This is a genomic window from Actinotignum schaalii, assembly GCF_028864145.1.
In the GTDB taxonomy this organism is placed as follows: domain Bacteria; phylum Actinomycetota; class Actinomycetes; order Actinomycetales; family Actinomycetaceae; genus Actinotignum; species Actinotignum schaalii_B.
Window position 1 is genome coordinate 1 of the sequence record NZ_JARBHJ010000043.1, and the last position, 18,328, is coordinate 18,328.

The 18,328-nt window shown below is 60.6% G+C and carries 17 protein-coding genes and 1 rRNA gene; 11 read left to right on the plus strand and 7 right to left on the minus strand.

Features of this window, described 5'->3' with window-relative positions:
* Both rrf and PWJ82_RS08515 read left to right on the plus strand, forming a co-directional pair.
* Positions 1–106 (plus strand): 5S ribosomal RNA (gene rrf / locus PWJ82_RS08510); the annotation flags it as partial.
* A 297-nt stretch (positions 107–403) separates the two neighbouring features.
* The gene (locus PWJ82_RS08515; protein ID WP_274734495.1) at positions 404–1,483 is read left to right on the plus strand and encodes a 2,3-butanediol dehydrogenase; all 1,080 of its coding nucleotides are present in this window, start codon (positions 404–406) and stop codon (positions 1,481–1,483) included.
* Positions 1,484–1,554: 71 nt separating this feature from the next.
* Here PWJ82_RS08515 and PWJ82_RS08520 read toward each other — a convergent pair whose 3' ends face one another.
* Positions 1,555–2,364 (minus strand): serine hydrolase domain-containing protein, encoded by an 810-nt coding sequence (locus tag PWJ82_RS08520; RefSeq protein ID WP_274736212.1) that lies wholly within the window; start codon positions 2,362–2,364, stop codon positions 1,555–1,557.
* A gap of 148 nt (positions 2,365–2,512) precedes the next feature.
* On the opposite strand from PWJ82_RS08520, the gene PWJ82_RS08525 reads away from it, so the two are divergent.
* From PWJ82_RS08525 to PWJ82_RS08540, 4 genes are all read left to right on the plus strand, one after another.
* A complete protein-coding gene (locus PWJ82_RS08525) occupies positions 2,513–3,943 on the plus strand; it encodes a gluconate:H+ symporter (protein ID WP_274734492.1) in 1,431 nt (476 codons plus the stop codon).
* 94 nt (positions 3,944–4,037) lie between these two features.
* Positions 4,038–5,384, plus strand: coding sequence for a D-serine ammonia-lyase (locus PWJ82_RS08530; protein WP_274734491.1), 1,347 nt, complete (start codon positions 4,038–4,040; stop codon positions 5,382–5,384).
* A gap of 122 nt (positions 5,385–5,506) precedes the next feature.
* Positions 5,507–6,259, plus strand: a complete 753-nt coding sequence (locus PWJ82_RS08535) for a helix-turn-helix transcriptional regulator (RefSeq protein ID WP_274734489.1) — start codon at positions 5,507–5,509, stop codon at positions 6,257–6,259.
* Positions 6,260–6,319: 60 nt separating this feature from the next.
* Positions 6,320–7,093, plus strand: coding sequence for an HAD-IIA family hydrolase (locus PWJ82_RS08540; protein ID WP_026429073.1), 774 nt, complete (start codon positions 6,320–6,322; stop codon positions 7,091–7,093).
* Between the two features lie 151 nt (positions 7,094–7,244).
* Here the strand turns inward: PWJ82_RS08540 and PWJ82_RS08545 are convergent, their stop codons facing one another.
* The gene (locus tag PWJ82_RS08545) at positions 7,245–7,886 is read right to left on the minus strand and encodes a hypothetical protein (protein ID WP_274736214.1); all 642 of its coding nucleotides are present in this window, start codon (positions 7,884–7,886) and stop codon (positions 7,245–7,247) included.
* Complete coding sequence (locus PWJ82_RS08550) at positions 7,864–8,094, minus strand: hypothetical protein (protein WP_274734485.1); 231 nt, start codon at positions 8,092–8,094, stop codon at positions 7,864–7,866. Before PWJ82_RS08550 ends, PWJ82_RS08545 begins: the two co-directional genes overlap by 23 nt.
* 404 nt (positions 8,095–8,498) lie before the next feature.
* On the opposite strand from PWJ82_RS08550, the gene PWJ82_RS08555 reads away from it, so the two are divergent.
* Complete coding sequence (locus PWJ82_RS08555) at positions 8,499–9,899, plus strand: MFS transporter (RefSeq protein ID WP_274734484.1); 1,401 nt, start codon at positions 8,499–8,501, stop codon at positions 9,897–9,899.
* A gap of 58 nt (positions 9,900–9,957) precedes the next feature.
* On the opposite strand, the gene PWJ82_RS08560 is transcribed toward PWJ82_RS08555, so the two are convergent.
* Entirely contained in the window at positions 9,958–10,788 is an 831-nt protein-coding gene (locus PWJ82_RS08560; RefSeq protein ID WP_274734483.1) for an exodeoxyribonuclease III, read from the minus strand.
* Between the two features lie 42 nt (positions 10,789–10,830).
* Here PWJ82_RS08560 and PWJ82_RS08565 point away from each other — a divergent pair, with 42 nt between their 5' ends.
* Positions 10,831–11,598: an SDR family NAD(P)-dependent oxidoreductase gene (locus PWJ82_RS08565; RefSeq protein ID WP_274734482.1), complete on the plus strand. Its 768-nt coding sequence runs from the start codon at positions 10,831–10,833 to the stop codon at positions 11,596–11,598.
* A gap of 174 nt (positions 11,599–11,772) precedes the next feature.
* On the opposite strand, the gene PWJ82_RS08570 is transcribed toward PWJ82_RS08565, so the two are convergent.
* Positions 11,773–12,708 (minus strand): hypothetical protein, encoded by a 936-nt coding sequence (locus PWJ82_RS08570; protein ID WP_274734481.1) that lies wholly within the window; start codon positions 12,706–12,708, stop codon positions 11,773–11,775.
* 179 nt (positions 12,709–12,887) lie between these two features.
* On the opposite strand from PWJ82_RS08570, the gene PWJ82_RS08575 reads away from it, so the two are divergent.
* Entirely contained in the window at positions 12,888–13,613 is a 726-nt protein-coding gene (locus PWJ82_RS08575) for a TrmH family RNA methyltransferase (protein WP_375712916.1), read from the plus strand.
* A 49-nt stretch (positions 13,614–13,662) separates the two neighbouring features.
* Complete coding sequence (gene aroB, locus PWJ82_RS08580) at positions 13,663–14,832, plus strand: 3-dehydroquinate synthase (protein WP_274736215.1); 1,170 nt, start codon at positions 13,663–13,665, stop codon at positions 14,830–14,832.
* A gap of 46 nt (positions 14,833–14,878) precedes the next feature.
* Here aroB and PWJ82_RS08585 read toward each other — a convergent pair whose 3' ends face one another.
* Both PWJ82_RS08585 and PWJ82_RS08590 read right to left on the minus strand, forming a co-directional pair.
* Complete coding sequence (locus tag PWJ82_RS08585) at positions 14,879–15,340, minus strand: RidA family protein (RefSeq protein ID WP_274736217.1); 462 nt, start codon at positions 15,338–15,340, stop codon at positions 14,879–14,881.
* A gap of 155 nt (positions 15,341–15,495) precedes the next feature.
* Positions 15,496–15,807 carry a WhiB family transcriptional regulator gene (locus PWJ82_RS08590; RefSeq protein WP_126135740.1) on the minus strand — a complete coding sequence of 104 codons (312 nt, stop codon included), beginning with the start codon at positions 15,805–15,807 and terminating at the stop codon, positions 15,496–15,498.
* A gap of 232 nt (positions 15,808–16,039) precedes the next feature.
* On the opposite strand from PWJ82_RS08590, the gene PWJ82_RS08595 reads away from it, so the two are divergent.
* Positions 16,040–18,292: a transglycosylase domain-containing protein gene (locus PWJ82_RS08595; RefSeq protein WP_274734477.1), complete on the plus strand. Its 2,253-nt coding sequence runs from the start codon at positions 16,040–16,042 to the stop codon at positions 18,290–18,292.
* The last annotated feature ends 36 nt before the right edge of the window (positions 18,293–18,328 follow it).

Here is an 18,328-nt window from a genome sequence, read left to right on the forward strand (position 1 = left end):
AGCGGCAAGGTTACGCCCGGTATCCTTTTCGAACCCGGTAGCTAAGGTTGTTTGCGCTGATGGTACTGCACTCGGTGGGGTGTGGGAGAGTAGGTTGCTGCCGCCATGTTTCTTATTGTGTGTGGGGTGTTACTCGGTTGGGTAACACCCCACACACATTTAACCCCGGGCCGAGCTCACTATTGCTTCGGGCCCATAGCTCTCGGCCGCACCTTGTGATAGATGCGGGAGTGGTGTACTTGCTGGGGGCCGTGGTTAGTAGGGTCATTCGTTTCAGCTCAAAAGCAAGGGCGTGCCTCCAATCCAGCGTCAAGCGAAAAAGTGGCCTGGACCTCAAAAATGCGTCGTCGTAGAGTAAACTAAAAGGCGCGCAACCGCGCACGGTCTACCCAATGGAGGAGATATGAAAGCAGCGCGTTACTACGGTAATCACGACATTCGCATCGAAGATATCGAAGAGCAGCCGCTAGAGCCCGGCACTGTGCGGGTCAAGGTTGCTTGGTGCGGTATCTGTGGAACCGACCTTCACGAATATCTCGACGGCCCCATCTTCTGTCCCGCGGAAGGCCATCCTCATCCGATTTCCGGTGAGGAAGTACCGGTTACCCTCGGGCACGAAATGTCCGGCGTCGTCGCCGAAGTAGGCGAAGGCGTGACGGACCTTGCAGCTGGCGACCACGTCGTCGTCGAACCGTATATTATCCGCGATAGCGTGGACACCGGCCCGGAATCGACCACCTACCACCTGTCCCCCGATATGAACTTCATCGGCCTGGGCGGCCGCGGTGGTGGGCTTGCCGAAAACATCGTCGTCAAGCGGCGCTGGGTTCACAAAATCCCGAATAACATCCCGCTCGACCAAGCCGCGCTCATCGAGCCGCTTTCCGTGGCCGTGCACGGCGTGGATCGCGGCGACGTCAAGGAAGGCAACTTCGCCCTGGTGGGCGGTGCCGGTCCCATCGGTGTGCTCTGCTGTGCGGTCCTCAAGGCCAAGGGGCTTACGGTCGCGGTGTCGGAACTCTCCGAACTGCGCCGCCAGCGCGCCGTCGATGCCGGCGTGGTCGACTACGCCTGGGATCCCCGCGAAGTCGATATCGTGGAGGAAACCAAGAAGCTCACCGGTGGTGTAGGTGCCAATGTTGCCTTCGAATGCACCTCGGTGGACGTGGTACTCAACCAGCTCATCGCGGCGCTCGGGCCGCGCGGCGTGCTCGTCAATATGTCCATCTGGGGACACCAGCCGAATATTGATATGCACTCCGTGGTCATGAAGGAACTGGATGTGCGCGGCGTCATCGCCTACGTGAACACCCACCCGCAAACAATTGAACTGGTTGCCTCGGGTAAGATCGACGTCTCCCCGTTCATCACCGGCAAGATCAACCTGGAAGACCTCGTAGACAAGGGCTTCGATACCCTCATCAACCGCAACGAAACCGCGGTTAAGATTCTCGTTTCCCCGAACGGCGAAGGTGAAGAATAAAATCGTAGCTCTCTGAGCGAGTCCCTTAGAAATAGCGCCCGTGGTAGGAGCACCTGCCGCGGGCGCTATTTTTATAGGCCGCGCATCTCCTCGGTTAGTGCCGGCCAGAACTTTCGGTGTTCGCGCCCGAAAGCTTGAGCGCCCAGGAATACCCCGGCCTTGCCGAGCTCCGGATCTACCCATAGGAACGAACCTGATTGACCGAAATGGCCGAAGGTGCGCGGCGAAAACGACGGGCCTGTCCAGTGGGGATGTTTCTCCCCGCGGATCTCCATGCCCAAACCCCAGGTATTATTGCGCTGCCACCCGTAGCCGGGCAGCAAGCCGGGCAATCCATCAAAATGCACGGCGCGGGCGTAGCGTGCTAACTTCGGAGAAATAAGACGCGGCCGCAGCAACTCCCCGGAAAAACGCGCCAAGTCACGCAGATTCCCCACCGCCGAATAAGCAGGGCTCGCCTCCACCGCGACCGAGCTTAGGCGCAGCGGCTCAATAACAACACGACGCACCCAATTTTGAATCGACATCCCGGTCTGATGCTCCAAATAATCACCGAGCACCTCAAAACCGTAATTCGAATAAATGCGTTTCTCCTCTACGCCTGCTCGTACCGGCCCTTCCTCCTCCGGCAAACCGGAAGCATGTGCGAGAAGATGGACAACCGTGGCACCGGGAGGGCCCGCCGGATCGTCAAAATCCGCCAGGCCGCGCTCCACCGCAATAAGGGTCGCCCAGGCCACCAGCAGCTTCGTTACCGACATGTAGGGATATATTTCCCGCGTATTCCCATAAGAAAAAGTGCAGCGCCCGGTAGCGTCGACAACTCCGAGCGCGTGCGGGAACGAAAAAGAATCCGAAGCGAGGCGGTTATCCACAGGCATGGTTCAAGTGTGCCATGCCCGCGGAAAACTTCGGGCTGGTGCAAGCTGCGCCACAGCGTGATAATAAACTTATCATGATGACAAAAGTATCTTCGTGTGTGTAGGCTGGGAATAGGCCACACTGATGTGGCGCTAACGGGAGGTTATGATGACCCTAGGAACCGGAGGGCTGATCGCAGTCCTCATCGCCGCGATTGTGCTCGTTGTTGTGCTCATCGTCGGCTTGAAATTACACGGCTCGATCGCCCTGACCATCGCGGCGATTACTGTCGCGCTGGTCACGGGCGTGAAGCCCGCGGAAGTGGGCGATGTACTCGAACAAGGCGTGGGCGGAACCCTCGGATTCCTTGTTCTTATTATTGGCTTCGGCGCAATTCTCGGGAAAATGCTGGAAGTATCCGGCGGAGCCGAACGTCTCGCCAAGGGGATGCTTCGGGTTTTCGGTGAGAAACGCGCCCCGATTGTTATGTCATTCCTCGGCTTGATTGCCGGTATTCCGGTCTTCGTGGAAGTGGGCTTCGTGCTCCTGGTTCCCCTCGTTTTCGTGGTGGCCAAGGAAGTGGGGTGCTCGAAGATCCGGGTAGGAGTGCCGCTGGCTATCTCCCTCATGGTGGTCCACTGCATCCTGCCCCCGCACCCCGCCGCTACCGCTATCGCGGGCACCCTCGGCGCAGATATCGGCATGGTTATTATGCTCGGTCTTATTGTGGGGATCCCGGCCGCTCTTATCGGCGGCCCGCTTTACACCGGAATTGGGCTGCGTCAGCTTGAACGTGCTCACGTTGCTGCGCGCGCCGGCCAGGTAAGCGGCGTCGTCGCCGCAGAAAAACCGGGCCACGAACCGAGCGAGGCACATAGTGACGCGCTTGCTGCGGGCGAAACCATCCTCAAAGATGATGCAGCGGAGCGCACCTTGCCCGGTTTCGGGATTACTCTCCTCACGATTCTGCTGCCCCTCATTATTATGGTGTGCCGCACCGTTGCGGATCAGACCCTTCCGGAGGAAAACGGCGTGCGCCAATTCGTGGACCTCGTAGGTAACCCGATTTTGGCGCTCCTCATTTCGGTGATTTTCGCGTACTTCTCGCTGGGGATTTCGCGGGGCAAGTCGCTTTCGGATCTGTCGTCGGTGACCGATTCTTCTTTCGCGCCCATCGGTGGGGTGCTCCTCATTATCGGTGCGGGCGGTGCCTTCAACGCGGTGCTGATGGCCTCTGGTATGGACAAGGCCATCGCGGGCGCCATGGGAAGCTTGCCGGTCAGCCCGCTTATCCTCGCCTGGCTCATCGCTATCGTGCTGCACTTCGCGGTAGGTAGCGCCACCGTCGCCATGATTTCCGCGGCCGGTATTGTGCTGCCGATGCTGCAAGCATCCCCGGATCTCAGTCCCGCGCTTATGGCTATCGCCGTGGGCGCCGGCGCCATCGGTCTCACCCACGTAACCGATTCGCTCTTCTGGCTGTACAAGGAATACATGGGCATCTCGGTGGGGGATGCGCTCAAGACCCTCACCGTGGGTACCACTATTGCCTCGGTGGTGGCCCTGTGCATGACCATGCTGCTTCATCTCGTCATCTAAAGGCCGCGTGGAGTAGGGCTGCGGTTTGCGCTGAGATGGCGTAGAAGTGGCGCCTCGCACTTATCTACTAACTAATCTGAGAAAGGACTCAGTCATGACAACTATCGCTGGAAAAACTCTCGAGCAATGGGTGGAGGACTACCCGCTTATTCAGGACCTCGTGGATCTCAAGGTCGCGGACTGGTTCAATCCGGAGGTGCTGCCGGCCGCGGAAGGTCTGGCAAAGGTCGGCCTCACCGTGGCTGATGTGGACGACGCCGCAGCGCGCCTCAAGCGCTGGGCCCCCTACCTCAAGCAGGTTTTCCCTGCCGCCCGCCCCACGGCTGGCATCCTGGAATCCCCGCTGGTGGCGGTTCCTACCATGCAGGCTCAGCTCGCCGAACGAAAGGGAGTGGAGATCCCGGGCCAGCTGTGGGCGAAACTTGATTCCCACCTGCCCATTTCCGGATCGATCAAGGCCCGCGGCGGGGTTTACGAAGTACTCAAGCACGCCGAAGAACTCGCGCTGGAAGCCGGCCTCATCACCCTTGAGGATGACTACCGCAAGCTGGATACCGAAGAAGCGCGAAAGTTCTTCTCCCAATACAAGGTGGCGGTGGGTTCCACCGGCAACCTGGGGTTATCCATCGGGATTATGTCCGCCCAGCTAGGTTTCCAGGCTTCGGTGCATATGTCCGCCGATGCTCGCCAGTGGAAGAAGGATAAGCTCCGCTCCCACGGCGTGAACGTGGTGGAATACGAATCGGATTACTCGGTTGCGGTGGCGCAGGGCCGCAAGGAAGCCGAATCGGATCCCACCGCCTACTTCGTGGACGATGAGAATTCCCCCTCGCTCTTCCTCGGTTACGCGGTGGCCGCGCGCCGCCTGCAAGGCCAATTCCAGTCCCTGGATGTCACGGTGGATGCCGAGCATCCGCTCATCGCCTACCTCCCCTGCGGGGTGGGTGGTGGCCCGGGCGGCGTTGCTTTCGGCCTCAAAACCGTTTTCGGCGACAACGTCCACTGCATCTTCGCTGAGCCGACCCATTCGCCCTCGATGTTCCTCGGCGTTATGACCGGCAAGCATGACGAGATCGCGGTGCAAGATTTCGGTATTGATAACCTCACTGCCGCGGACGGCCTGGCCTGCGGGCGTCCCTCGGCTTTCGTGGGTTCGCGCATGCAGTACCTCATCGACGGCTACTACACCGTTGAGGACCAGACCATGTACGAAAACGTGGCGCTCCTGGCCCACACCGAGGGCCTGCGCATCGAGCCTTCCTCCTCGACCTCCTTCGAGGGCCCCTTCCACGTGCTCGCCGCGAGCGAATACCTGGAGCGGGCGGGGCTCACCCCGGAGAAGCTCGCGGGTGCCACGCACCTCACGTGGATTACCGGCGGCAATATGGTTCCGGATAAGGAGATGGATTCCTACATCGCCAAGGGCGAAGAAACCCTGTAAAGCGGGGTAAAAAATCGGGGGTGCCACTCACTGTAGTGCGCACCCCCGCACTATGCCCGTCATTTAAGATATTTTGTCAGAAGATACAGTAATGGGGCCGTACGGAGGAAGGAGCCGGTGCCATGGAGTCGGCGGAATACGAAGCGATATCCGACGAGGTAATCTCCCGCGAGGTAATCTCCCGCGAGGTGACCTCCGGCAAAGCGATATCCCGGGAAGATAGCGAATATGTGGCCTCTTTCAAGCCGCTGGTCGAATTCCTCGGGGTGGCGCTGGGGGAGAGCACCGAGGTTGTGCTCCACGATGTGAGCGACCTCGACCATTCGGTTATCGCCATCGCCAACTCGCATGTCACCCAGCGTACTGTGGGCTCCCCGGCCACCGATCTCATGTTGCGGGTGCTGCGTGCCGGCGAAGGAACCACGGCCGATTACCTCACCGGTTACGAAGCGATTACGCCGGGTCGCGCGCGCACCTTGCGTTCGTCCACATTTTTTATACGACGACGGGGCCGCATCATTGGGATGCTCTGCCTTAATTCTGACCAAACCGTGCTGCGGCAACTGGACGAAACTGTCAAAAAAATTTCGGCCTTGTATTTCCCCAATCCCGAACGGCGCAAGGAGGCGACGGAGGAAAAGCCGGAAATTTTGGCATCCTCCGTTGCTGATATGAAAACGGCTGCCATGGAGTCGGTGCTTTCGCGCTATCACGTATCGGTGGACCACCTCACCCAAGCCGAACGCCTGGAAGTGGTGCGTTCGCTCGACGAGGATGGATTCTTCCAGCTGCGCGGTGCGGTAACCGACCTGGCGCTCGCGATGAATCTTTCCGAGCCCACCGTATATCGATATTTGCGCCAGGCGCGAGCTTGAGCGGCCGGCCCGGGGCCCTCGGCATGTTTCGGGACCTGCGAAACTCGATATCATGGCGGTATGACACGAGTGATTAAGAACTGGCTCACCGATATGGATGGTGTGCTCATCCACGAAGAAAAGGCGCTTCCGGGTGCCGCGGATTTTCTCAATAAACTCAACGAAAAAGAGTACCCCTATCTCGTTCTCACCAATAATTCGATTTTTACCCGGCGTGATCTTTCCGCGCGTTTGGAAGCTGCCGGACTGATCGTCCCGGAAGATCATATTTGGACTTCGGCGGCAGCAACCGCGAATTTCCTTGCGGATCAGGTCGAAAATAAGCGTGCCTACGTGGTGGGAGAAGCCGGCCTCACCACTTCGATGTACAACGTCGGTTTCGTGATGACGAACGTCAATCCGGAAGTGGTGGTCCTTGGGGAAACCCGAACCTATTCCATTGAAGCGCTTACCACCGCGATCCGCCTCATTAATAAGGGTGCCCGGTTCATTGCCACCAACCCGGATGTGACGGGTCCTTCCGATCTGGGGCCGATTCCGGCAACCGGGGCGGTGGCCGCCATGATTACCGCCGCCACCGGCCGCCAGCCCTATTACGTGGGCAAGCCGAATCCGGTGATGCTGCGCAAGGGCCTCAATCTTATTGACGCACATTCCGAAGAAACCGCGCTGGTAGGGGACCGGATGGATACCGATATCCTCGCGGGCATGGAAGCCGGGCTGCAAACCCACCTGGTGCTCTCCGGCTCGACGGCCCAGGAGGAAATCGTGAACTTCCCCTACCGCCCGGATTACGTGCATCCTTCCATCGCGGAAGTGGCGGAGCTGCTCTAGCTGCTTCTTATGCGGGCGGCCTATTTTACTGAGAGGGGTCCGTGCATACAGCTTTGTGCACGGGCCCCTCTGGCCGTATGAGGTCTTCTACGTGCCATTCCCATACGTGCCGCCTGGTTTCCGCTATCGGCCCCCAATTTTTCTCGGGTGGTTATGCTTCGAGGGCTTGGAGCACATTGGCACGGTTATCGCGCACAACGGCTTTCAGCTGGATCTCCTCCCACTCCCGCATGCCTTGCTCGAGTGTTGCGCGGGCTTCGGGTGTGCATTGGGCCCCGAACTCGTCAATAACAAAAAGGATGATTTCTTCCAGGCAGGGCCGGAATCTGTGCCCGCCCACCGGGAAATGGACATCGGCAATACGGGGAGTGCGGGCTTCGTTCTTGATGTGCCGGCGAGAGCGACGGGAATGGTGACCGCCCAGGAGCAAAGCATGTGTCCATTCGTCACGATGGGCATGTACCTGGATATGCGCGCAGGGAATATTCGAGCGTGGTGAGCGAATATAGTCCCAACGCGCCAAAGGCTCGCTGTTTTTTGCTCCCCGGGTGACCGAGAACGTTGATTCATTAACAGTGAGAGATCCAGTTTCGGAATCCAGGAAAACCTCGTAATCGAAACGGATAAAAAGGAGACGATCAACGCAAATGCGCCCCGACAGTCTTTTTAGCGGAAGATCTCCTTTTGTAACCTTCTGCGTGGATAGTGAAAATTCAGGGTCAATCAACTTCCCAATCAGCTGTAGATGTGCCGCAAATTTATCGGCATGCTCATCCAAGTGTTCGTTCACCACGGTAATACTCCTCGAAACGATCCAGACCTACCATCTCGAAATAAGCGTCAGACTCGTCGGGTCCGAGCTGGTAGTTATCAGCGCGCTGGTCGAATTCTTCGCGGGTCATCCTGACCTCACGCAAAATTTCCTCTTTGCGCTTGAGAACATCTTCAAGCGATGTAAAAGTAAGGTCTGGAAACAACTTGCGTCCCCTAACAAAACTCATGACTTTGCTCCTTCAATTGCATAGTTCCGGGTGGTTTTCCCCGTCCTTCTCCGCCATTCTCGCATGGCATAGGGACACAAAAAAGAGCTTTTTACCGCCCTGTGGACAAGGGCGACGTTTGGCGATTCTGTGGATACTTCTCACCCGTTGCTTGCTGTCAAACGCAAGCTCGCACACGGGTACCGATGGTCGAATAATGAGATAGCAAGGTCTGCACCCCACCCCTAAGTTACGCTACCGTAGGTAACGCGGGTGGAGTGCTTATGCCCGACGTGCGGGTCATATGCCCGTGCCCGGTATGCGGCTTCGTGCCGACGCCCGGCGCCCGGTGCGCCGGCTCGCCGCCTCCGCGTTACCCGCTGGCCGTGCCGCGGCTGGCGGTTTCGTGTAACGACGGAGAAATCATGCGTCAGGTTCATCCTTGGCGGGTGCTCGTCTGTGCCTGCCTGCTCACCTTTATCACCGGGTGTTCATACGTTTTCTCAATTTTCCAACTCCCGGCCGCTCAGCTATACGGGCTGAGCGCGGCGATGGGTGCCTACACTCTCACGAATGCCCTCGCCCCATTGCCCATGCTGCTAGGCGGGTACTTTATTGACCGGGGCCGCGCGGTGTGGACGGCAACAATCGGCGCGCTCTGCGCGGCCATCGGCTGGGCCAGCGCAGCCTGCGCGAGTTCCCCGGTCCACTTCGTGCTCGGCTACGGACTCATCGGTGGCATTGGAATGGGCCTGGTGCTCACCTCCGCGCTCTCCAATACCCTACGTTTCTTCCCGGGCCGGCGCGGGCTTATTTCCGGCATTATTTCCTGTGTGAACGGTGCCTCTGGCATCGTTATGGCGCCCCTGGCCCAGCGACTTCTCGATTCCAGCGACTTGCGCACCACCTTACTGGTCTTTGCGAGCCTTTACGCGGTGATCGCGCTCGTCGTGGCCTTAAATTATCGCGCCGCCCCGGTGGAGGGTGTAGCCGCGCCCGCCGCGCCCGCCACCGAAGTACGTCCGGCGCCCGCCACCGAATCGACGCCCGCCACCGAATCACGTCCGGCGCCCGAGGGCCGCGCCCGCGCTTCGCTCACCACCCGCGCGTCCCTCACCACTCGCGCGTCCCTCACCACCGGCCAAATGCTCGCGACCCCTGATTTCTGGCTCATTTTCGCCATCTTCATCGCCGGGGCCTTCTCGGGGCTCATGATTGTCTCCAATGCGGCTCCCATCGCGGCAAAAATGTTCCACTTCTCCGCGGCCAACGCCGCGCTTTTCGTCTCCCTCTACGCCTGCGCCGGAACCGCGGGGCGTTTCTGCTTCGGCTGGCTTGCCGACCGCCTCGGCCATGCCCGCACCCTCGAAGTCACTTTTTGCTGCGACGCTTTCGGCTTGCTGCTCCTCATCGTGGGTGGACACGACGTATTCGGGGGAGCGGGTACGTTCGGCGCCGCGAGCGGTGCCGGCAACCTGGCCAGCGGGATGTTCCTGGCGGGCGGCCTGCTCGCGCTCGGCCTGAGCTACGGTGGCACCATCGCGATCATGCCCGCCTGCGTGATGGATCGCTTTGGGCCGCGCTGGCAAGGCATTAATTACGCGCTCGCCTTCACCGGGTTTTCGGTGGCCGCTATTTTCGCCCCGCGGCTCGGCGCTCAGATAGGTGCTATGTACGACGGCGATTACACCCGCGCCTTCCTCTACGCCATGATTGCCTCGGCCACGGGGCTGGGCTGCGCGCGCATCTTGCACCTGCGCATCCGCGCCCAGCACACCTGCGCATCCGCGCCCGCCGCGCCCAGCACACCCGCGCCGCGTAGCTGAGATACCTGGCTGAGGTACCCAGCTGGGATAGCCGGCCAGTCCACCCCAGCCAGGATGCCTAGTCCGCGAACTCCATAATGACCGGGACGTGATCGGAAGCGCCTTTGCCCTTCCGTTCCTCTCGATCAATGATGGAGTGGGTATGCCGGGCCGCGAGCGCCGGGGAAGCGAAACCGAAATCGATCCGCATCCCGTGATTCTTCGGGAAGCGCAGCCGCTGGTAATCCCAGAAGGTGTAATCCGCTCCCTCGGCCGCGCGGGTAATATCCTCCACCCCGGCCTCCAGCAGTGCGGCCAGCGCCCCGCGTTCCTCCGCGGTTACATACATGCCTACGTCGTTCCGAAAATAATCAATATCCCAGACGTCAGTATCGCGCGGAGCTACATTCCAATCCCCCGCCAGCAGCAGCGGATAGTCAGGTTCCTCGCCCAGCCGCGCGCTCACCGCGGCCCGCAGTGCCTCGAGGAACTCCAGCTTGTAGTGGAAATGCGGATCCCCGTAAGCCCGCCCATTGGGAATATACAGGCTCCACACCGTGACCGCGTCCGGCCCGGTACCCAGGCGCGCTCCCAGGGCACGCGCCTCCACGGTGGGCGCGCTGAGGAGGGCGCCGTCGTCGTCGACCTTAGAAAAACCGGGCTGCCCGGGGAAGCCCACCTGCACGTTCGCGATCCCCACGCGGGAAAGAATCGCGACTCCGTTCCATTGGTTGAGGCCGGTGCAGGCGACCTCATACCCGGCGGCTTCAAAAATTTCGCGCGGGAACTGCGCGGGCGTGCATTTCGTTTCTTGTAGAAGGAGGGCGTCCAGGTCCCAGCGTTCCAGGACGGCGCGGGCGCGTTCGGCGCGGGCGCGCACAGAATTAATATTCCAGGTGGCAATACGCATAACACCAGTGTAGGGAGCCGCGGGCACGTTACCATAGCGGTTATGGGAAGTGCTCTTATTACCGGCGCCAGCGCCGGCCTCGGGCTGGAATTTGCGTGGCAGCTCGCGGCCGAAGGAAATGACCTCGTGCTCGTGGCGCGTAACCGGGCGCGTTTGGAGGCTATTGCGCATGACTTGCGCCAGGTTGCCGGGGTGCAGGTGGAGGTCCTCGCGGCAGATCTGTCGCGGCACGACGACGCACGTGCGGTTGCGCGCCGGGTAGCGCAGCATTCGCGTCCCATCGGTTTGCTCGTCAATAACGCGGGCTTTGGGCTGGGGCAGGAATTTTCTACCGGCGAATGGGAACGGGAAGAAGAAGCGCTCGACGTCATGGTCCGCGCGGTTCTCATCACATGTCACGCGGCGGCGCGGGAATTTTCGCGCCGCGGTTACGGGGGAATTATCAACGTCTCCTCGATGACGGCCGGTACCGCGCAGGGTACCTATTCGGCGCATAAAGCCTGGGTGCGTACTTTTTCCGAGGGGCTGGCCGCGGAACTGGCGCCGGCCGGGGTATCGGTCACCTGCGTGACCCCAGGGCTTATCCGCACCGAATTTCACGAACGGGCTGCGGTGGATGCTAGCCAGTGGGCCGATCTGCTTTTCGCCCAGCCCGAAGCGGTGGTGAATGCCGCGCTGGAGGCATGCCGGCGCGGGCGGGTGCTTGTTACGCCCACCCTGCTTTACAAGGCGGCTGCCGCGGCGCTGCGTATCGCACCGCGTTCCCTGGTGCGGAAATTCGCCGGGCCGGGGCTTTCTGGGCGCAACTAAAACGGACCGGCACCGTAGCAAAAACCACCCGGCTACGTAGCAAAAACCACCCGGCTACGTAGCAAAAACCACCCGGCTACGTAGCAAAAACCACCCGGCTACGTAGCAAAAAACTACCCGGCAAAAAAGCAAGCGGCCCGGCGGCTTGTGACAAGCTGCCGGGCGCGCCCAGGATTAGAAACTACCGCTGCCAGCGGGAGCCTTGCGGGCTTCATCTGGTAGCTGGAGAGGCTTGGCCTGGCGGTAATCCCAGCGCACCCGCGTTTCGGTGGGTAGGCCCTGGAAGTAGGCCGGAGCCACGATGGCCATTCCCCGCACCTCGTACGTTTTCTTATCGATGCGCACCTGCAGGTTCGCGGAATCGTCCAGTTCCAAACCGGGGGATGCCCCCTGCATTTCCTGCGCCATCGCACCGGAGAGCGGGCCAACAATAAGGTAGTTCTCCGCGTCCTCAAAGACTTGGGTGCTATCAATATCCGGGAAAATATCTTCCCCGCGGTAGGAGCCGGGCGAGGTGGGAGCATCCCCGGAATCCATGATATCGGCCATGCTTTCCTCGGTTTTACTCCAGATGCCGGCCATATTGGTATACACCGTGACGGTATCCGGCTTCGGGCTTTCCCCGATCCAGATCGCGGTGGATATCTTACTGGGCATACCTTCCGCTTCCGCCCCGGGAATCCCGGAGGCGTCAATATCCATCTGCATGGCCATGAGGCGGGTGCCGGAATCCACATCGATATCAATATCGATCGTGGCAACCCCGGGGCCGGTGCCGGGCACGTCCGCGGAAATCTCCATGGACATATCAAGCCCCAGGGAGGTGCCGAAGAAATCCTGCGAGCTTTTCGCAATAACCTCATCCTGTTTGGCGATGGCGCGCTTAATAATCTCACGGGCCTGAGCGTTATCAGCCACCGGCGTGAATTGCCCGGTTTTCGAGATGCTTTCGTCAAAGAGAGGAGCGCCGCCCGAGCCGCCCTGGCCGTGCCCTTCGCTCATCAACGGGCCGGGCTTAGCTTCCGGGGTGACCAGCGCATTATTCGCGCACCCGCTCAGGATCAGGGCACCGGCGGCTACCACCGCGAGAGGTTTCCACATCTTCGTCATCGCTGCTCCACTTCTTGGGGTTTCCCGCACCCGGGCCTGGGGTGGCGAATCGTTTATTGCGCTTACGTGTACCACTGTACAAGGCCGACGGCGCCAGCGAAACACGCGGCTCCTCCAGAGGTGACCGTGAATAAGGCCGTGCGCCGTGTTCGGGGCGTGCTCGCCGGTAGACTAGGGGAGTGACAGATTCTTCCCAGTCTTGCGATTCGCTCAACGTCCCTGCGGCAACTGCCTCCGGTGAGGGTGCTGAGCTGCCCGCGCACCGCATTCCCGAACCGGGCGGCTCGCCCTACGGTGAAAAACGCACGGTTGGGGTGGGGCCACACCCGCAGCCCTGGCCGGAAGATCCCCGTTTGGACCCGCAGCTGTTGGCGGAAGGCGACCACCGTAACGTCGTCGACAAATATCGCTATTGGAGCGTGGAAGCGATCAAGGCTGATATGGCAACCCGTGCCGTGAGCGCCCATATTGCTATTGAGAATCTCCAGCACGATCTCAATATTGGGTCAATTGTGCGCAGCGCCAATGCTTTTAATATGGGTGGCGTGCATATCGTGGGGCGGCACAAGTGGAATAAGCGCGGGGCGCTTGTTACCGACCGCTACCTGACGATGTATTACCATCCCACCCCGGCTGACCTGGAAGAATGGGCCCGCGAGCACGAGTATCAGCTCATCGCCATCGATAACCAGGAAGGCGCGGTGCCCCTGGAACAATCCGAGCTTCCGGATAATTGCCTCCTGGTTTTCGGGCAGGAATCCGCCGGAATTTCCCCCGATTTACTCGAGCGTTGCGACGGCGCGGTGGAAATCACCCAGGATGGCTCCACCCGTTCCCTCAACGTCGCCGCGGCCGCGGCCATCGCTATGCACTGGTGGGTAGCCCAGCACTCCCGGCATGCCTAACTTCGGGCCACCCCGCGTTCGCACTAGTTTTACTTCCCAGGAGGATCACATGGTTACCCGCCTCAATGTTGAATTGACTCGCACCGTTGACGAGTCCTACCCGCTGCTTATCGGCACCGATCTTGCCGGTGAACTCCCCGGGGTGCTGGATGCGGCTGGGCTGAGCCGCTCCCGGGTGGCGGTTATTACCGATAGCACCGTCAATGACCTTATTGGCGCGCAGGTCATGGATGTCCTCACCCGCGCCGCGCAGTCTCAGCCCGCGCCTCGCGCCCCGCGGATCTTCGTTTTCCCGGCCGGAGAAGAAAACAAAACCCGCGCCACCAAAGAACAGCTGGAAGATGCCATGCTCGCCGCCGGCTTCAACCGCGACACCGTAGTGGTGGCCCTGGGCGGCGGAGTGGTTTCCGATCTCGCCGGTTTCGTGGCCGCAACTTTCACGCGCGGGGTTCCGTATATCACCATGACGACGACGCTTGTGGGCGCGGCGGATGCTGCTATCGGGGGTAAAACCGCGGTGGATACCCCGGCTGCCACCAATCTCATCGGGGCTTTCCACCAGCCTCGTGCCGTTCTTATTGATGTGGCGCGCTGGGCGACTCTCACCGATGCGCAACTGCGCGACGGCATGGGCGAGACCGTCAAGCACGCTTGCCTGGCTGACCGTGATTTCTTCGAGATTCTGGAAGACCACTTCGTGCGGCACGGTCGGGGTGTGCGGGAGATGGTGGGCGATTCCGAGCTCAGCAGCTATATCGCCCGTCGCAATGCGGAAATCAAGGTGGAGGTGGTGCAATCAGATGTGCACGAAGGAAACCGCCGCATGGCCCTCAACCTCGGTCACACCATTGGGCGGGCCCTGGAGGCCGCGCTGGATTACGCCCTCCCGCACGGGGAATGTGTGGCCATTGGACTGAATCTCCAGTGCCGGCTCGGGTTACGCTACGGCTACCTCACCGCGCGCGATGCCGAACGGGTGGATACCTTGCTCCGTGCCATCGGCCTGCCTACCGAGCTACCCTCCGGGGTGAGCGTGGCGGATATTATGCGCGCTATGGGCCACGATAAGAAATCACTGGGCGGGGCTATCCGCTTCGTATTCCAACGCGGTATCGGCGCGATGGAAACTTTCGCGGGCGGCAGTTACGCGCGGGAGATCCCCAGCGCTGAGGTGCGCGAATTCCTGGAGGCGCAGCCGCGCCGGGAACTCGTGGCCTAGCGCGATGTCGCCGTGCCGGGCCCCGCGCACGAACCGTAGCGCGCCGTTAGTGCAGCAGCACTTCGATTTCGACTTCGACGGGGGCGTCCAGCGGGAGCACACTCACGCCGACGGCGGAGCGCGTATGGGCGCCGTCGCCGCCAAAAATCTCCCCGAAAAGTTCGCTGGCGCCGTTGGCGACCTGGGGTTGCGCGGTGAAGTTCGGGGCGGAAGCCACGAATACGGTGACGTGCGAAATACCGCGGATGCGATCGATGCCGCCCGCAACCTCCGCGGCCGCCGCGAGGGCGTTAATACCGGCGATACGCGCGTAGGAATAGCCGTCCTCCGCGGTGATTTCCGCGCCGAGTTTTCCGGTGGCCGGCAGCTGGCCGTCCACGAACGGTAGCTGCCCGGAAGTGCGCACCGTATCCCCGTGCCGCTTGGCGGGGATATAGGCTGCAACGGGAGCGGCAACCGGAGGAAGGGCGATACCCAGCTGGGTTAGACGGGTGCTGATGGTGTCCATGCGTAGGCCTCTCACGGAATCGTTGAGTGTGAGTGCGCGGAATGCCGCGCGTGATAATAGGTTATCTCGAAGGGCACGGCTGCGCGAAGTTGCGGTGCTTGCGGTGGAACGACGCCGCACCAGCTGCCCGCGGGCGCAGCGCTCCCGGGGCGTGCTTAGCCTTCGCCCTCGCGCAGGGAACGGGCTAGGGGATCGCGCCCTTCAAAAATGCGGCGGCGCCAATTGCGTTCTTCCGGGTGGTGGCGCAGCAGGGCGCGGCGTTCGCGTTCCGTCATCCCACCCCATACCCCGAACATCATTTCTGCATCCAGTGAATCGGCTAGGCAGTGCAGGCGCACCGGGCAGCGAAAACAAATCGAGCGCGCCTGGCGTTGGGCTGCTCCTCGCACAAAAAGTGAATCGGGATCGATAGCGGCGCAGGCGGCGGCATCTGCCCAATGCGGGTATAGGGCTAGTGTTGTGGTCATCTATCCCCCTCACTCCGGCGTGACGGCTTATGGTGCAGTTCTTTACTGTTTTACGATCATAATATTAGCGTTTTATGACGTGCGCTACGTTTGTCCGCTTTGTGGAGTGGTGGTGGAGGGTGCTCGAGGGGGTGAGCGAACGTACGGGCGTGCCCGGAGAACCGTGGGGAACCCCGGGGAGGAAGCGTATGTCTCGTTTCTTTCGCTGCGCCGGGTCAGTATTCTTATGGGTATGTCGAGTTCTAGCCCGAAAAAACAAGCGACCGGACGGCAAATCGGAACGTTCGTACTGGCGCTGCTCCTCGCCTTGTGCGGCGGGGGCGCCCTCATGGCGGGGATTGCGCTGCCTTTCGTGATGACTATGGGGACCACGGCCAATGCGGTCACCGGTATTTTCGACGACGTGCCGGAGGACTTAGGCTTTACTGAACCTTCGGAACAGACGGTGCTGCTGGCTAAAGACGGATCGGTGCTGGCCCGGTTCTATATCGAGAACCGGATTAACGTGCGCTCTGATCAGATCTCGCAGCATATGAAAAACGCCGTCGTGGCCATTGAGGACCGGCGTTTTTACGAGCATCACGGTATTGACGTGCAGGGCACCGTCAGCGCGCTGGTCTCGAATCTCACCTCGGGCGGGCTCTCGGGCGGTTCGTCCATCACCCAGCAGTACGTGAAAAATGCGCTTCTGGAAGAGGGGCGTATCGCTGATGATAATGAGAAAATCAAGCGGGCTACCGAACAGACCATTGCGCGTAAGATCAACGAAGCTCGTTACGCGATCGCCGTCGAAAAAACGATGACGAAAGATGAGATCCTCACCGGCTATCTCAATCTTGCCCAATTCGGCCCCTCGCAGTACGGGGTAGAAACTGCTGCGCAGCGCTACTTCTCCAAATCCGCGAAGGATTTGACGGTGGTGGAAGCGGCCACGATGGCCGGAATTACGCAGAACCCGGCCCAGTGGGATCCGGTGCGCCATCCGGAAGCTAATACCGAGCGTCGCAATGTGGTGCTGGGCGAAATGTACCGTTCCGGTTTCATTACCGAAGCGGAAATGAAGGAAGCTCAGGCCACTCCGATTGAGTCGTATATGCATGTATCGGAACAGGTGGCCGGGTGTGGTTCGGCGGGTATCAGCGCCTACTTCTGCGAGTACGTGGTCAAGGATTTGCTCAATGACAAAGCGCTGGGAGCCACCCGTGCCGAGCGTACCCGCCAGCTGTACCGAGGTGGCAAAGTTATCCGCACCACCCTGGATTCGGCGCGCCAGCAGCAGGCATATGACTCGGTGGTGACGCACCAGCCCGTGGATGATGAGTCCGGAATTGATGCCGCGCTGGTCTCCGTGGAGCCGGGGAGTGGGCATATTGTGTCGATGGTGCAAAATACCCGCTTCGGGGTCCCGAATGAAACGGATACCCGGATGACGCAGGTGAATGTGACGGCGCCGCAGGATATGGGGGGCGGGGCCGGTTTCCAGTCCGGGTCAACCTTCAAGATTTTCACCCTGGTGGAATGGCTGGATTCCGGGCGTAGTGCCTATGACGTGGTGGATAGTAGCGAAGGCTTGCTGCCGCAAAGTTCCTTCCAGGCCTCGTGTACGAATCTTGCGGGGCCGGCCTGGCCAGTGGGTAATTTGGGGCAGTCTAACCGCCCGCGTACGGTGCTGGAAGGTACCCGTATGTCCACCAACGGTACTTTCGCGCATATGGCCCAGAAGCTAGATCTGTGCCAGATCGCGAATAAGGCCCAGGCCATGGGTGTGGAACGCGGGGATCATGAGCCTTTCGATATTGTTCCCCCGATGATTCTGGGTACGAACAACGTGACACCGCTCTCTATGGCGACGGCGGGAGCCACCCTCGCCAATGATGGTATTCGCTGCGATCCGATGTCCTATACCTCCATCGAAGAACATGACGGCACCGTTATTTCCGAGCGTAAACCGCAGTGCCAACAGGCCATTTCTAAGGAAACGGCACGCAAAACGAATGCGGTTCTCCAACATGTGGTGGAACCCGGAGCAACCGGTGAGAATGCGATGCTACGCGGGCGCCAGGCTGCTGGGAAAACAGGTACCTCCGATAAGGACTGGCATGCGTGGTTCATGGGCTATACCCCGCAGCTCGCTACCGTGACCTGGCAGGGGCACATGGAAGGCAATATTTCCATGTTCGACTCAGTTATTAAGGGTGAGTACCATTCGGAAGTATACGGCGGCCTGTTCCCCGCCAAGATGTTCTCCGACTATATGAACGCAGCTTTGGCTAATCAGCCGGCTGTACCCTTCCCGCAGCCCACCACCCCGATGCGCCGCCCGGCACCGGCCACGCAAGCGCCCGCGAGGCCCTCACCCACGCCTACGCCGGCACCTGCACCTGCGCAACCCGCGCCGGGGGAGCAGGGCGCGGTTCCGCCCGAGGCCATTCACGAGGGCGAGGACAACGAGGAATACGAAGAAGTTGAGGTTGTGGAAGAGTAGCCGGCGCTACGTGGCCCGGGCTGGACGGCCCGGGCC